General features: G+C 40.9%; 12 protein-coding genes. 8 read left to right on the top strand and 4 right to left on the bottom strand.

Going from position 1 to position 15,626, the window contains the following annotated elements; all coding sequences use genetic code 11:
• Window positions 1-56: 56 nt before the first annotated feature.
• On the top strand, window positions 57-1,412 hold the full coding sequence (gene gorA / locus ACOB82_RS07860; protein WP_448212420.1) for a glutathione-disulfide reductase: 1,356 nt from the start codon (window positions 57-59) through the stop codon (window positions 1,410-1,412).
• 99 nt (window positions 1,413-1,511) lie between these two features.
• Here gorA and ACOB82_RS07855 read toward each other — a convergent pair whose 3' ends face one another.
• Window positions 1,512-1,892: a GFA family protein gene (locus tag ACOB82_RS07855; RefSeq protein WP_448212419.1), complete on the bottom strand. Its 381-nt coding sequence runs from the start codon at window positions 1,890-1,892 to the stop codon at window positions 1,512-1,514.
• A gap of 507 nt (window positions 1,893-2,399) precedes the next feature.
• Between ACOB82_RS07855 and polA the strand changes: the two genes are divergently transcribed.
• On the top strand, window positions 2,400-5,159 hold the full coding sequence (gene polA, locus ACOB82_RS07850; protein WP_448212418.1) for a DNA polymerase I: 2,760 nt from the start codon (window positions 2,400-2,402) through the stop codon (window positions 5,157-5,159).
• A 353-nt stretch (window positions 5,160-5,512) separates the two neighbouring features.
• Here the strand turns inward: polA and ACOB82_RS07845 are convergent, their stop codons facing one another.
• Both ACOB82_RS07845 and ACOB82_RS07840 read right to left on the bottom strand, forming a co-directional pair.
• Window positions 5,513-6,751, bottom strand: a complete 1,239-nt coding sequence (locus ACOB82_RS07845; RefSeq protein WP_448212417.1) for a TMEM143 family protein — start codon at window positions 6,749-6,751, stop codon at window positions 5,513-5,515.
• Between the two features lie 35 nt (window positions 6,752-6,786).
• A complete protein-coding gene (locus ACOB82_RS07840) occupies window positions 6,787-8,616 on the bottom strand; it encodes an SLC13 family permease (RefSeq protein WP_448212416.1) in 1,830 nt (609 codons plus the stop codon).
• Between the two features lie 237 nt (window positions 8,617-8,853).
• On the opposite strand from ACOB82_RS07840, the gene ACOB82_RS07835 reads away from it, so the two are divergent.
• From ACOB82_RS07835 to fghA, 3 genes are all read left to right on the top strand, one after another.
• Entirely contained in the window at window positions 8,854-9,651 is a 798-nt protein-coding gene (locus ACOB82_RS07835; protein WP_448212415.1) for a tetratricopeptide repeat protein, read from the top strand.
• Window positions 9,652-9,872: 221 nt separating this feature from the next.
• On the top strand, window positions 9,873-11,000 hold the full coding sequence (locus tag ACOB82_RS07830; RefSeq protein ID WP_448212414.1) for an S-(hydroxymethyl)glutathione dehydrogenase/class III alcohol dehydrogenase: 1,128 nt from the start codon (window positions 9,873-9,875) through the stop codon (window positions 10,998-11,000).
• A 14-nt stretch (window positions 11,001-11,014) separates the two neighbouring features.
• Complete coding sequence (fghA, locus tag ACOB82_RS07825; RefSeq protein WP_448212413.1) at window positions 11,015-11,866, top strand: S-formylglutathione hydrolase; 852 nt, start codon at window positions 11,015-11,017, stop codon at window positions 11,864-11,866.
• A 134-nt stretch (window positions 11,867-12,000) separates the two neighbouring features.
• On the opposite strand, the gene ACOB82_RS07820 is transcribed toward fghA, so the two are convergent.
• Window positions 12,001-12,396, bottom strand: coding sequence for an acyl-CoA thioesterase (locus tag ACOB82_RS07820; RefSeq protein ID WP_448212412.1), 396 nt, complete (start codon window positions 12,394-12,396; stop codon window positions 12,001-12,003).
• 153 nt (window positions 12,397-12,549) lie between these two features.
• On the opposite strand from ACOB82_RS07820, the gene ubiE reads away from it, so the two are divergent.
• Genes ubiE through ubiB form a run of 3 tightly spaced genes read left to right on the top strand, consistent with a single transcriptional unit; the run spans window position 12,550 to window position 15,620 of the window.
• On the top strand, window positions 12,550-13,326 hold the full coding sequence (gene ubiE, locus ACOB82_RS07815; RefSeq protein WP_448212411.1) for a bifunctional demethylmenaquinone methyltransferase/2-methoxy-6-polyprenyl-1,4-benzoquinol methylase UbiE: 777 nt from the start codon (window positions 12,550-12,552) through the stop codon (window positions 13,324-13,326).
• Window positions 13,327-13,332: 6 nt separating this feature from the next.
• A complete protein-coding gene (locus tag ACOB82_RS07810; RefSeq protein ID WP_448212446.1) occupies window positions 13,333-13,965 on the top strand; it encodes a ubiquinone biosynthesis accessory factor UbiJ in 633 nt (210 codons plus the stop codon).
• A 14-nt stretch (window positions 13,966-13,979) separates the two neighbouring features.
• On the top strand, window positions 13,980-15,620 hold the full coding sequence (gene ubiB / locus ACOB82_RS07805; RefSeq protein ID WP_448212410.1) for a ubiquinone biosynthesis regulatory protein kinase UbiB: 1,641 nt from the start codon (window positions 13,980-13,982) through the stop codon (window positions 15,618-15,620).
• Window positions 15,621-15,626 lie beyond the last annotated feature (6 nt).

The following is a 15,626-nucleotide window of genomic DNA, read 5'->3' as shown; positions in this document are numbered from 1 at the left end:
GGCTTTCACCCATATTTAGTAAAGTTATTGATAAAAGTATTCGTTAAGGTTGATATATGACACAACATTTTGATTTTTTAGCCATTGGTGCAGGTAGTGGCGGTATTGCCTCAGCTAACCGCGCTGCCAAACTTGGTAAAAAAGCGGCAGTTATCGAAGCAAAAGTCATTGGCGGAACTTGTGTTAATGTCGGCTGTGTCCCGAAAAAAGCCATGTGGTATGCCGGCCAAATAGCTGACGCCCTGCACTATGCCCGTGATTACGGCTTTAATGCCCCTTTACAATCTTTTGACTGGGCTACACTGATTAAAAACCGCGAAGCTTATATTGAACGTATTCATGCAGCCTATCAACGAGGCTTTAGTGCTAATGGCGTCACTGTTATTGAAGGCTTTGCCAAGTTTGTTGATAAGCATACGGTTGAAGTGAATGGCCAGCATTACACCGCCGATCATATTGTTATTGCCACAGGCGGCCGCCCCAGTATTCCCAATATTCCTGGTGCTGACTTAGGTATTGATTCAGATGGTTTCTTTGCATTAACTGAGCAACCTAAATCAGCCGCAGTCATTGGCGCTGGCTATATTGCCGTTGAATTAGCGGGTGTGCTTCATGCGCTAGGCAGCGAGTCTCACCTGATTGTTCGAAAAGAAAAACCGTTACGAAGCTTTGACGATATGCTTAGTGATACCTTGGTTGAACAAATGGCTAAACATGGTCCAAGCCTACATACCAACAGCGTTCCTAAAGAAATTACCAAAGATGAACAAGGCCAACTCACCATTCACCTAGAAAATGGTAATAGCGTTGGTCCTGTTGATACATTAATTTGGGCGATTGGCCGAGAACCTGCCACTGACACTATCAACCTTGAAGTTACTGGCGTTGAAACCGACAGCGTCGGGTTTATTCCTACCGATAAATACCAAAATACTAATATTGATGGCATTTATGCGGTTGGCGACAATACTGGCCGTGTTCAGCTAACACCTGTAGCAGTTGCCGCTGGGCGAAGATTATGTGAGCGCTTATTTAATAATAAACCAGACGAGCATTTAGATTACGACAATGTTGCCACTGTCGTATTTAGTCACCCGGTTATTGGTACAGTTGGCTTAACCGAGCAACAAGCAATTAATAAATTCGGCCAAGAGCACGTTAAAGTTTATAACTCACAGTTTACTGCGTTATACCAAGCAATTACCGAAGATTACCGCGACCCTACCCGCATGAAACTAGTGTGCGTTGGTGATAATGAAAAAATTGTTGGTATTCATTCGATTGGCTTTGGCTCTGATGAATTACTACAAGGCTTTGCGGTTGCGATGAAAATGGGCGCGACTAAAGCAGACTTTGACAATACCGTTGCTATTCACCCAACGTCGGCGGAAGAATTTGTAACTATGACGTAAGTGGCGAGCTAGTCACTTCATTTTGCTCAACGCGATTTTTTATAGAAATTTAAGGCCTGTTTTACTTATGTGGAATAGGCCTTAGTTTAGAATGCTATGCTAACCTTGGCTTTTGTGCGCTAATTTATGGGCATGTTGCTCCCAGTTTTGACCATCAAAAGCAATAATCGGGACATTTTCTGGCGGCTTATCTAGGCAGCGAAAATTAACATCAATACCATCAGGGTTAGAGCGCGGAATATAAAACGGTTTAATACCGCAGACCTTACAAAAATAATGCTGCGCTACACCCGTATTAAACGTAAAAGTGGTTAATTGGTCTTGACCTTGAATTAAATTGAATCGCGCTTTTGGCACAATTAAATGAAGAAAGCCTGACTTTTGGCAAATCGAGCAATTACAGTTATCCACTTCAATGGGTTCATCAACAGTTACTTCAAATCTCACAGCGCCACAATGGCAGCCACCAGCTAATTTCATAAGTTAATCCATTTTTTTGTAAAAAGTATTACTAACTTTATAAAAAATTAATTTGAAATTTACCAATTTTTGTCCAGCAATTGATTTTACTGGCTTATAAATTTTGGTTATTTAGCACTGTAAAAAAACAGTAAAAATAATTTAATAATGATCTGGTAATCATTTTTCAATCTGGTAATCTCTTATGCCTTGTTCAAGGAATGTGCGATTTCAACACATATTTTGAACAACACGAGATAAATATTTTATCCACAAAAATAAAAATAATAAATGTTGTGTGTAAAAAGGATTTTTGCCTCTCCTTTTTGAAATATATCAACTACTTACAAACCTTAATCCGACTTGAACTCAACTTCATCTTGGAGGTTCACCATGTTTGCTCACAAAGTTATCCACAGAAGTTGCTAAGTTTTCTCATTAAAAAAGACATAAGTATTTAGTTCTATATGGAGACAATCGCGCCGATATGGCATGCTTAGCGAAATTTTCTATCAGGCAATGTAACCAATGGCAAGTTCGACTCTTTCACCACTAATTTTAGTGGACGGCTCTTCGTATTTATTCCGTGCATATCATGTTCCTTACCTTCAGGCACTTTCCACTGCCGATGGCCATCCAACAGGTGCAATTACCGGCGTATTGAATATGATCAAAAGCCTGCAAAAGGAATATCCTCACGGAAATATTGTCGTGGTCTTTGATGCCAAAGGAAAAACCTTCCGCAATGATTTATACCCTGAATATAAAGCCAATCGACCACCAATGCCGGAGGACCTGCGCTGCCAAATTCAACCACTGCATGAAATGATCGCCGCCATGGGCTTTCCATTGTTAGTCATTGAAGGGGTAGAAGCGGACGATGTTATCGGCACACTTGCGGCTCAAGCCACTGCCAAAGGCTTAGAAACGGTTATTTCAACCGGTGATAAAGATATGGCACAACTGGTTACGCCTCATGTTCGCCTGATCAATACCATGACCAATGTTGAAATGGATGAAGCTGGTGTTGTTGAAAAGTTTGGCATTAAGCCTGATCAAATTATCGACTATCTTGCATTAATGGGTGACAAAGTTGATAACATTCCAGGTGTTGAAAAGTGCGGTCCTAAAACCGCAGTAAAATGGCTTACTGAACACGGCACCCTTGAAAACGTTATCGCCAATGCCGACCAAGTAAAAGGCAAAATAGGTGAAAACCTGCGCGCGGCACTTGAGCAATTACCGCTTTCTTATGAACTCGCCACCATTAAGCTTGATGTAGAACTTGAACAATCGGTTGAAGATTTAGCGCCAAATGATGCCGACATCGACAAATTAACCGAGCTATTTAGCAAATTTGAGCTACGTCGCCATTTAGCTGATCTACACAAAGCAAAAGCAAGTAGTGACGAGCATCCAGAGTCAATCGCAGAAGAAATTGCCGAAGAAGCTGAACAGGTAGTAGCGGCACCAGAAACTACAGATTACGACATTGTTTTAACTGAACAACAATTTAATCACTGGTTAACCCAGCTTGAAAACGCCGAACTATTTGCCCTTGATACCGAAACCACCAGTGTTGATTATATGGCGGCAGAGCTCGTTGGTTTATCTTTTGCTATTGAGCCAGGAAAGGCGGCTTATGTGCCAGTAGCTCATGATTACATTGACGCGCCACAGCAGTTAGATCGCGATTGGGTGCTGTCAAAATTAAAGCCTCTACTTGAAAGCGACAGCCATAAAAAAGTGGGGCAAAACATTAAGTATGATGCTCATGTCCTTAACCACTACGATATCGCATTAAACGGCATTGCCTTTGATACCATGCTAGAGTCGTATTGTTATAACAGTGTTGCCACACGCCATAATATGGACGCATTGGCAGCAAAATACCTAGATGTCCAAACCGTTAAATTTGAAGATATTGCTGGCAAAGGTGCCAAGCAGTTAACTTTTAATCAAATTGATTTAGAAAAGGCCGGTCACTACGCCGCTGAAGATGCCGATATTACATTACGCCTGCATCAAGTGTTGTATGGAAAGTTAGCCAAAGAGCAGGGGCCAGCAGCTATTTTCAATGAAATAGAGTTACCGCTGAGCAAAGTTTTAGAGCGCATGGAAAGCCATGGCGTATTAATTGATAGTGATTTATTAGCCGAGCAAAGCCAAACCATTGGTACACGTTTATCTGAGCTGGAAATTGAAGCCCATAACCTAGCGGGTAAAAGCTTTAATTTAAGTTCGCCAAAACAACTTCAAGAAATTTTATTTGATGAATTAAAAATCCCGGTCATCAAAAAAACACCAAAAGGTGCGCCTTCTACCGCTGAAGATGTGTTACAGGAGCTGGCATTAGATTATCCGCTGCCAAAAGTAATCTTAGAGCACCGCGGTTTAGCCAAATTAAAGTCAACTTATACCGATAAGCTGCCGTTATTGGTACAAGCGAAAACAGGGCGGGTACATACTTCTTATCAGCAAGCCGTTGCCGCAACTGGCCGATTGTCATCAACTGATCCTAACTTACAAAATATTCCAATTCGTAGCGAAGAAGGGCGCAAAATTCGCCAAGCGTTTATCGCGCCTGAAGGTTATAAAATTGTCGCTATCGATTATTCCCAAATTGAATTACGAATAATGGCGCATTTATCTGACGACCCAGGTTTAGTTAAAGCCTTTAGCGAAGGCAAAGATGTGCATAGTGCTACCGCTGCGGAAATTTTTGGTGTTGATGTTGAAAGTGTCACCAGCGATATGCGCCGCAGCGCCAAAGCCATTAACTTTGGCCTAATTTACGGTATGTCAGCATTTGGCCTATCCAAACAAATTGGCGTCGGGCGTAATCAAGCACAAGAATATATGAATAAATATTTCGAGCGTTATCCAAACGTTATGCAATATATGGACGACACTCGCCAGTTAGCGAGTGAAAAAGGCTATGTCGAAACGTTATTTGGTCGCCGTTTATATTTACCTGATATTAAAGCCCGTAACCAAGCACGGAAAAAAGCCGCTGAACGTGCAGCTATTAATGCGCCAATGCAAGGCACAGCGGCTGATATCATCAAAAAAGCGATGCTGGCGGTAGACCAATGGATCAGCACTCAAAGTCCAGATACCGTGAAAATGACTATGCAGGTACACGATGAATTAATCTTCGAAATTAAAGCATCGGAATTAGAAACTGTGACTGAAAAGCTAGTAGAAATTATGAATAATGCCGCCGAACTAAAAGTGCCATTAATCGCCGAAGCAGGAAGTGGCGACAACTGGCAGCAGGCGCACTAAATGTTACTTACTTTCCATTTAGGATGAAAAATTCATGATTTTTTCGATTATTTGTCATTAAAATTTAAAATTCCTGTTTCTTTACAACATTTATGTAAATTAATTACAAAAACCACTTTACAAGGCTAGAGTGGTTACTCTATAATTCATTTCGTTCCTCAACGTGAACGCTTGTTGTAATAATTGTAATTCTAGCTTTCCTCATAGCTAATACGCCGGTGATAGTTTTATCACCGGTTTTTTTATGCCTGAAATTTAATGACGATTGATTATTAGGATTATAAATATGAAGAATTTCTTCGGGTTAAAAGTTTTAAGTTAATGCTGAAACTAGGCATTAAGCAGTAGATTAATTACCGATTAAAGTTAAATATTTCATCCCATTGCTGATCTAATTGTTGTTTGGCTTGAGCAAGAGGAATCGCGCGATAAATACCATCTTGACAATTAACTAAAGAAAATCGCTCCAACTTGGCTAATGCGTCACTAACTTCAAAATCAAACTGACACTGATATTGGCTATCAAAATAACGTTCAATTTTACTATCGAGCGCTTGCGAGCAAAGACCATGTTGTTCATTAAGTAAAAAGCTATACGCTAAAATAGCTTCTTTAAAATCTTCATCTTCGGCGGCATCAACTAAGGTGTGAAAGACACCAGCATTATTATCGAGATTTTTAAAATATAAATTATCTGCTAATGCCTTCATAAACTTAATTTTTCGGCTTTTAAATTTGCTCCATTCTTTAAAAATAAAACCACCAAAAACACCTACGCCTAAGGCAAACGACAACATATGCTGCTGTGTCATTTCTACATTTTTATCACTTAACCCTAACCAGAACGCAAATAAACCAGCAAGCAATAACAGTGAAGCGCCAAGCTTAGTGACTAATACCACACTGCCGCCGACCACGGCCGATGCCCCAATAATCACTTTGTCTATTTTCCGCATCCGCACTTCGCTATTAGGAAAGAGCATTTCTAAATCAGCCTTAGGCACATTTTGGAATAATTTGACAATGGTCGAACCCGGCTCAAAACCAACCACTTGTTGGCGCTTTTGTTGAAAATGCGCTTTATCTTTTAATGTTAAAAATATCGCTACCCGCTGGTAATTCGTGAAATGTATCGTTTGTTTACGTAGGCCGAACAGCGAAGAAAGGGTTTCTGTTTTTTGCGATTCACCACGTCGATAAAACACCACCTGTTCAAAATCATCAAACTCAACGGCTAAGCGCACTTTAAACAGTGACTCTTCATGCAAAGCATCTTGTAAGTCTTGCTCGGTAATTTTTTCATAGTTGGCGGCATCCAATACTTTCGCAAAGTTATCGGCGAAAGCTTGCTGTTGCAGTGCTCGCTGCTGAGGATTTATTTGATGAAGCTGACGCAAATCATTACTCGGATCAAACGGTGCGTAATCTTGTTTTAATGATTCAACAACTTCATGATATTGAAAGTGAATATAACTGCCAAGCAACTCGCATAGCTGCTGGAACGATTCAACAGAGACATCAGTCGGTAACTGCGACTGACAAATCTCTACTACATCCTGCTTGCTATAGGGAATAAACCGCTCTTGTATCATTAATTAAACCTTAAACCTAGCTTTGCGAATAAATATTACAGATAAAGCCAGCTTAATAAAAACGATAAGGTTACCCACATCAAAATGATCAAAGGTGTACCGACACGAATAAAATCAGAAAACTGATAGCCACCAGCATTCATCACCAGAATATTGGTTTTATAAGCCATTGGCGTGGCGTAACTTAAATTTGCGCCAAATAATACTGCCAGAATAAACGGTTCAACCGGCTGGTTAAGTTGAGTCGCAACAGAGATAGCGATAGGAGTGCCGATAACCGCCGCAGCATTATTCGACACAATATTAGTCAGCACCGCCAGCATCAACATTAACGCGGCAATAATGCCACCTGGCGGTAAGTCAAAGGCGAGGGCGACAAACAGCTGCGCGATATATTCTGCACCGCCTGTTTGCATCATCGCCGAGCCTAACGCCAGCGATGCCACAACAATGAGAATAACTTGGCTACTAAGCGCCGCTGACACTTCGCTCCAATCCAAACACTTAGTGGCCAGCAACACTAAAATTCCACACATTGAGCTGATCGCAATTGGTAATAAGCCAATGGCTGCAACCGCTATCACGCCAAATAACACAAACAATGCCATTGGCGCTTTTTTCGAATAAGGTAAATCTGCCGCGCCATCAATGATTAAAAAGCCCTGCGAGCGACGTAATTCTTCAATTTGCTCAGGATCGCCCTGTACCAATAAAACATCACCGGTATTAATGACGATATTGCCGATACTGCGGCGTCCAACTTCCATCGCTTTACCATTACGGTGCAATGCCAGCACAGATATACCGTAACGCCTTGCAAACTGCATACTTTTCAGGGTTCTACCAACTAACGCCGAAGATTGGATCACAACAATCTCCGCCAACATTTGTTTATCGGCATTTAACGGGTGATCATCATCGACTTTATGATTACCAGAAAATAACGTCGCCTGTAATACCGATTCAAATTCAATCAGTTGATCAGGCGTATCTTTAACGAGTAAGCGATCACCTTCTTTAAGCACAGTATCAGGAAAGGGTCTGATTGGACGATAATCTGGGCTGCGCTGAATGGACTCTATCGACATTTGATCGTCAGTTAGCTTTAAGATTTCCGCAACAGTTTTACCATTGGCAATACTGTCTTCGTTAATATTTAAGTAACCACTAAATAGCCTAGGAGAGGTATCTGGCAATGACGCAGAGCGATTAGGCAATAGTTTAGGGGCAATCACCCACAAATAAATCACCGCTATCACCGCAGCAATTAATGCCGGTAAGGTAAAATCAAACATCCCCATCCGTGGCAAACCCATATCACTGGCAACGCTTACCACCAGTAAATTGGTTGAAGTGCCGATAGTGGTGGTCATACCGCCAACCAAAGTTGCTAACCCCATAGGCAGTAACATAGGCGAGGTCGACATTTTTGTCCGCAAAGCCACGCTAGTTAATATCGGTAATAACAACACCACAATAGGCGTGTTATTCACAAACGCACTTAAGGCACCAGCCAGTAATAGGGTGATCAATAATGAAAAAGTTGGGCTTATTTTCCACAATTTAGCCAAGCTTCGCCCAACTGGAACTAATGCGCCAGTGCGCACCAAGGCGTGACCAATAATCATTAGTGCGCAAACAGTGACTAATGCTTCATGACCAAAACCAAAAAACAACGATGACGGCTCAAGATGCTGGCCATTAATATCAAAAGGAAAAACTGTGAACAGCAAACATAAAATCACCAGTACAGCCAGTGAAGAAGTTTCAAGGGGAATATCGTCTCGACGAAATAAGTAAAGAGCGATTACGGTAAGCACTAACATCGCCAGCGCATGCTGATTAGGCAGGTCAGGTATAGTCACGTACGTTCAACAATCTTTTTTTAAATGCTGAGTTAACGTTAGCATCAGCCAGCCAAAAAAGCGAAATATCTATTTTGAGTTAACAATGCTACAAATTATTAACAATGTAATTAATAACTTACACTCGCCATTCAAAACTGATAACAGGCCTTTTATCACAAACACATTTCAAATTGCTTAGAAAACGAACTAGCTTATAACGTGGAACTGATGAAACATTGAGAGAAGGATAGCAAAATGAAAATGTTCGTTTATTTATTACTATTGGGAATCAGTGTACTAAGCGCCAATTTAGCCAATGCTGGCTCACCCATTAGCGAATGCAGCACTGATGCATGTCAGCAAATGTTTAAACAATATCATGCCGCCGCGGCCAGAGGACATACTGGCGCTATTTCTATTTTAGGGCAATTTTATCAAGCGGGTTATGGCACTAAACCAGATATCGACAAAGCATTATTTCTTTATAAAAAAGCAGCAAGAAGTGGTGATATTGCCGCTAACTATAAGGCTGGGTTATTTTATTTAAGTGACTCTCAGCAGCAAGATATAGACAAGGGCATACGTTACCTTGAAGAAGCGGCAGCGGATAACTTTAAAAATGCTGAATTCCTATTAGCCATTATTTACGTTAACCCCAATTTTGGCCCTTACAATTTAAAAACTGCCGATCCCTATTTAGCAAAGCTTTATCAAGAAAGACATCCAGATATACCAGCGGTCATTGATTATATCGAAGAAACCACCAAGATTAACGAAAATACGCTGCCACAATTAACGTCAGCAATGACACACACACCGCTGGCGCTAAATGAAATAAATCAACACGTATGGCCGAAAGAATTCACCGAAGTTATTACTATTACGTCGCCGCCAATTGAGCAAATACTTGAACAAAACCTCATGACGTTTCGTAGTAAAAGTAAAGCCCTAGGTTCTCGTTTACCCAGTGCAAAGTGTGAAAATAAACTTGGCTGTTACAGCACAATTAATATGGAATATTTAGCTGACTTTACCTTTCTTCGCCTACAATAACGGGTTTGCGCTGGACCTACTAAGCCAAACTTACTAAGCAGATCTTAGCTGGTTTGGCTTAGTCTATTGTTTTTCATCGCTAATAAATCCCCAATGATGGCAAAACATTTGCCTGCTGCCATTAACGTATGCTGAAATTAGCCCAATAAAAATAAACTGCTATGGTTAATTTATCGTATTGCCGATATTAGCCAGTTATTAGTACAGCATAAGGAATCAAAATGGATACCACTGGGTTTATCAAGTCAAAAGCCGCTATTGCTTGGGCACCTAATCAACCTCTTTCGATTGAAGAAATTGATGTTATGCCACCGAAAGCGGGCGAAGTACTAGTTAGAATTATTGCTACCGGTGTTTGCCATACCGATGCTTATACACTTTCTGGTGAAGATTCAGAAGGCAAGTTCCCTTGTATTTTAGGCCATGAAGGTGGTGGTATTGTAGAACAAGTCGGCGAAGGCGTTACTTCGGTTGCAGTTGGCGATCATGTTATTCCACTTTATACCCCTGAATGTGGTGAATGTAAGTTTTGTTTGTCGGGCAAAACCAATTTATGTCAAAAAATTCGAGAAACCCAAGGCCAAGGCCTAATGCCAGATGGCACGACGCGCTTTTATAAAGATGGCCAGCCAATTTATCATTACATGGGCACTTCGACTTTTAGTGAATATACAGTTTTACCTGAAATCTCATTAGCCAAAATCAACAAAACGGCAGACCTTAAAGAAGTGTGCCTACTGGGCTGTGGCGTAACTACCTGTATGGGCGCAGTTATCAATACAGCAAAAGTGAAAGCTGGTGACACAGTAGCCGTTTTCGGATTAGGCGGTATTGGCTTATCGGCGATAATTGGCGCGCAAATGGCAGGTGCTAGTCGCATTTTAGCGATTGATATCAATGAATCGAAATTTGAATTAGCTAAACAACTAGGCGCTACCGACTGCATTAATCCAAAAAATGTCGAAGGACCAATTCAAGATTATATTGTCAAAATTACCGATGGCGGCGTCGACTTTTCATTTGAATGTATCGGTAATGTTGATGTGATGCGCTCAGCACTTGAGTGCTGCCATAAAGGCTGGGGTGAGTCAGTGATTATTGGTGTTGCTGGCGCCGGACAAGAAATTCATACCCGCCCATTTCAATTAGTTACTGGCCGTGTGTGGCGCGGCACCGCTTTTGGTGGTGTAAAAGGGCGCAGCGAATTACCTGATTATGTTGAACGTTACTTAAATGGTGAATTTAAATTATCAGATTTTATTACCCACACCATGTCGCTAGAACATATCAATGAAGCTTTTGATTTAATGCACGAAGGTAAGTCAATTCGAAGTGTTATTCATTATTAAGGGCTTGATAGCTTATGGAATTACTTAGCGAAAACAAAATGTTTGATGGTTGGCACAAACGCTATCGTCATCACTCAGATACGACAAACTGTGAAATGACCTTTGCTATTTACTTGCCGCCTAAAGCAATTGCTGGAAGCAAAGTGCCAGTAGTATATTGGCTGTCAGGTTTAACTTGTAATGACGAAAATTTTTCCCATAAGGCTGGAGCGCAACGTATTGCCAGCGAACTTGGGCTTGCATTAGTGATGCCGGATACCAGCCCACGTGGCGATAGTGTTCCGGATGATCCTGATAACGCCTATGATTTTGGTCAAGGGGCTGGATTTTATTTAAACGCTACTGAAGCTCCTTGGCAACAGCATTATCAAATGTATGATTACGTGGTATATGAATTACCGGCATTAATTGAAGCGAATTTTCCAGTGACGAATAAAAAATCTCTGGCTGGTCATTCAATGGGTGGGCATGGCGCATTAACCATAGGTATCAAACAATGCAACGACTATCAGTCGGTATCAGCATTTAGCCCCATTGTTAACCCAATTAACTGTCCTTGGGGACAAAAAGCATTCAGCCATTATTTAGGTAAAAATCAATCTACTTGGCGTGCATATGATACTTGTGAGTTGTTAAAAGAATTAACCAACGAACAAGTTGAAGCCTTGCCACCGATGTTGGTCGATCAAGGTTTAGCTGATAATTTCCTAATTGAGCAGCTTCAAACCGACAAACTAGCGATAATTGCTGAAGAAAAAGCACTAAATATCATCTTCAATAGCCATCAAGATTATGATCATAGTTACTTTTTTATTGCCAGTTTTATTGAGCAACATTTAAGGTTTCATCAGCAATATTTAGATTAGGATCTGTTGATCTTTCATTTATTACTGAGTTATACCAAGTGTAGTAAACCCAATAACAAAAAGCCCAGCCAAGCAGGTAAAATTGCAAGGCTGGGCTTTTTAATATTTAACCGGTGTCAGTTAACAACTAATGGCTATTCATCATGGAAACCATGTGGAATTGGCTTCATAGTTTCTGGATCAACCACCACAAACGTCACATCGTGAACTTCACAAATCACACAATGGGTTGATTTATTACGCACCAATACATCAACAGTAATAGATGTGCGCCCTAAATTGGTGGTTTTCATACCGAACTCGATAATATTGCCTTTAAATGCTGGCGAACGGAAATTGATCTCGCCAAAGCGAGCGGTCACCATGGTCATTTCATCTTGATTACCTAACTGGCATTTCGCGTAGATATAAAGCTCTTCATCTATCCATGACATCATGGTGCCACCAAATAAGGTGTTATTGTGGTTTAAATTTCCCGTTTGTACCAAACGTCGCCCATAAAAAACCCATTCTTGGTTTAAGTCATTCATTGTTACCGCCCAATTAGCTGATGTCATCGATGTTTATTTTAATATACCCGATAGTTAATTGAATGCGAAAGCACTTACTTTCAGCGCAAATGCTGATTTTAGCTTGAGCTTGCAGTACACTAGCAACAATTCGATCATGTAAGTGAATAGTTCATGTCTCAGCACCAAGAAAATAGTCAGCAAACTAACGACGATAAAACCCATTTTGGTTACCAAACTGTCGACAAAAATGCTAAAGAATCGCTGGTCGCGGGTGTTTTCCACTCCGTTGCTCAGCAATATGACATCATGAATGATTTAATGTCATTTGGCATTCATCGGTTATGGAAACGATTTACCATTGATGCTTCAGGTGTACGTCCTGGCAATAAGGTCCTTGATTTAGCCGGCGGTACTGGTGATTTAACCGCAAAATTTTCTCAATTAGTTGGCAAAGATGGCCAAGTCGTTTTAGCGGATATCAATAGTTCTATGCTCAATGTGGGTCGTGACAAATTACGTGATCGCGGCTTAGTGCAAAATATTGATTATGTCCAAGCCAACGCTGAACATTTACCGTTTGACGACAATACTTTTGATATTGTTACCATCGCTTTTGGCCTGCGTAACGTCACCAATAAAGATCAAGCTTTAGCTTCTATTTTCCGTGTACTTAAGCCAGGTGGTCGCCTGTTGGTACTAGAATTTTCTAAACCTGATCACGAATTACTGTCAAAAGCTTATGATTTTTACTCGTTTAGTATTTTACCGAAAATGGGCGAGTTGGTTGCCAAAGATAGCGAAAGCTACCGTTACCTTGCGGAATCTATTCGTATGCACCCAGATCAGGAAACCTTAAAAGGCATGATGGAAGACGTTGGTTTTGAGCAAACCAGTTATCATAATTTAACTGGCGGCATTGTTGCACTGCACAAAGGTTACAAATTCTAAGTGAGCATGAATTTTATGCACCCTCAGTTACTTTGCAGTACCTTAGAAGCTATCGTTAACCAAGCGCTGGCTATGAGTTTGCATCAACCGACGCTTTATCAAAAGCTTGAAGGAAAAAGTTTATGCATACTGCTCAGTGAGATCGGTATGCCAATACAGTTGCATTTCACCGAATCACGAATTTTGATCAGCAGCCTTAGTGAAATGAACGCTGACTGCAGTGTTTATACCAGTTTCGCCACGCTTAATGACATTAGAACTGAGCACCAGCTTACCGATTTAATCAAGCAAGATAAGCTTAATATTGACGGAGATATCAAGGTTGCTCAACAATTTGCCGCATTAGCAGAGCATATTGATATTGACTGGGCCGCACAGTTGGAACGCCACTTAGGCGATATCGCCACCCATAAGCTACTTAACCTTGGCAAAAATATCTCAACTAAAATTGGCTTTGTAAAACAACAGATCACCAGTGATGCCAGTGAATACTTAATTCACGAACAAAAGCTCGTAGTGACTCAGCCTGAATTAGCGCGATTTAATCAATCAGTGAGCTTATGTCAGCAAGCGCTTAGTTCGTTAGAACAACGTATTAAGCTTTTAGAACAGCAACCATTAACGCCATCGTCTCATTAGCAGGGAAGTCATAAGTGCGCAGCCTTAGAATATATAAAATAATCAAAACCTTTTTAAATTATGGCCTAGACGACTTATTACCAAAAAAATCACTACCTTGGTATGCGAAACTAGCGCGATTATCAATATTTTGGTTACGCAACAAGCACAAAGATAAATCTTCCGCCCAGCGTTTTCGCTTAGCGATTGAATCACTTGGTCCGGTATTTATTAAATTTGGCCAAATGCTGTCAACAAGACGCGATCTACTGCCACAATCTTTTGCCGAAGAGCTTGCTTTATTACAAGATCAGGTGCCGCCGTTTTCCGGAGACTTAGCTTTAACCCAAATTACCGCAGCAATTGGCGCAGAAAATTTCGAACAACACTTCAAAGAATTTGATCCAAAACCGCTGGCATCTGCCTCAATCGCCCAAGTGCACACCGCACAACTACTGGACGACAACGGCGATCATCAAGATGTGGTAATTAAAGTACTAAGACCAAATATTGAAAAAACTATTATCGCTGATCTTAAAGTGATGTTGATGTTTGCCGGTATCGTGGCTAAATGGCTACCTGATGGTAAACGTTTACGCCCGAAAGAAGTGGTGAACGAATACAAAAAAACCATTTTAGATGAACTAGATCTTAATCGAGAAGCCGCGAATGCTATTCAGTTAAAGCGCAATTTTACTCAGGGGCGACCGCAAGACCACCATTTATTTGTGCCAGATATTTACAGCTCTTTTAGCCATAAAAACGTACTGGTCATGGAACGTATTTACGGCATCGGCGTTGGTGAAATCGAAAAGCTGCATAGCCTCAATGTTAATATGAAACTGCTGGCAGAACGCGGCGTAGAAGTGTTCTTTACCCAAGTATTTCGCGACAGTTTTTTCCATGCCGATATGCACCCGGGCAATGTTTTTGTTAACGCCACTAATCCTAATGACCCTACTTGGATTGCCATTGATTGCGGTATTGTTGGCACCTTAAATAAAGAAGATAAACGCTATTTAGCTGAAAATTTTGTCGCATTTTTCAACCGTGATTACCGAAAAGTAGCCGAGCTCCATGTTGATTCTGGTTGGGTGCCTAGAAACACCAGTGTTGATGAATTTGAATTTGCTATTCGCACCGTTTGCGAACCAATTTTTAACAAACCTTTAGCAGAAATCTCATTTGGCCAAGTGCTGGTGAATTTATTTAATACCGCTCGTCGCTTTAATATGGAAGTGCAGCCTCAGCTGGTATTGCTACAAAAAACCTTATTATATATCGAAGGCTTAGGGCGTCAGCTTTACCCACAATTAGACTTATGGCAAACCGCCAAACCTTTCCTTGAAAACTGGGTTAAAGAGCAAATGGGAGTTAAAGCGGTATTTACTAAGATCAAAGATAACCTGCCATTTTGGAATGAAAAACTGCCTGAAATTCCTGATCTGATATATGACTACCTAAGCACCGGCAAAGCAGCTTCTGAGCGACAAGTTGAATTACTTGAGCAACTGCAAAGCCAACAAAAAGCGAATAGCCAGCAATTAATTTACGCGGTATTAGCTTCTGGTACCGCTATTAGCAGTGTCTTACTAACAGAGCATTCATCAGCTTATGCTGCTATTGCCGCAGCATTATTGGCGGGCTATTTTGCATTGCGAGCACTTCGCGCTTAATGTTGC

It is taken from the genome of Colwellia sp. MEBiC06753, assembly GCF_053470325.1.
The sequence above is the reverse complement of the archived record's forward strand: the minus strand, read 5'-3'. Positions and strand labels throughout refer to the sequence as shown.

Excerpts from the sequence above, each read along its gene's own strand:
- gorA (WP_448212420.1), top strand. The coding sequence starts at position 57 with ATGACACAACATTTTGATTTTTTAGCCATTGGTGCAGGTAGTGGCGGT.
- ACOB82_RS07855 (WP_448212419.1), bottom strand. The coding sequence starts at position 1,892 with ATGAAATTAGCTGGTGGCTGCCATTGTGGCGCTGTGAGATTTGAAGTA.
- polA (WP_448212418.1), top strand. The coding sequence starts at position 2,400 with ATGGCAAGTTCGACTCTTTCACCACTAATTTTAGTGGACGGCTCTTCG.
- ACOB82_RS07845 (WP_448212417.1), bottom strand. The coding sequence starts at position 6,751 with ATGATACAAGAGCGGTTTATTCCCTATAGCAAGCAGGATGTAGTAGAG.
- ACOB82_RS07835 (WP_448212415.1), top strand. The coding sequence starts at position 8,854 with ATGAAAATGTTCGTTTATTTATTACTATTGGGAATCAGTGTACTAAGC.
- ACOB82_RS07830 (WP_448212414.1), top strand. The coding sequence starts at position 9,873 with ATGGATACCACTGGGTTTATCAAGTCAAAAGCCGCTATTGCTTGGGCA.
- fghA (WP_448212413.1), top strand. The coding sequence starts at position 11,015 with ATGGAATTACTTAGCGAAAACAAAATGTTTGATGGTTGGCACAAACGC.
- ACOB82_RS07820 (WP_448212412.1), bottom strand. The coding sequence starts at position 12,396 with ATGAATGACTTAAACCAAGAATGGGTTTTTTATGGGCGACGTTTGGTA.
- ubiE (WP_448212411.1), top strand. The coding sequence starts at position 12,550 with ATGTCTCAGCACCAAGAAAATAGTCAGCAAACTAACGACGATAAAACC.
- ACOB82_RS07810 (WP_448212446.1), top strand. The coding sequence starts at position 13,333 with ATGAATTTTATGCACCCTCAGTTACTTTGCAGTACCTTAGAAGCTATC.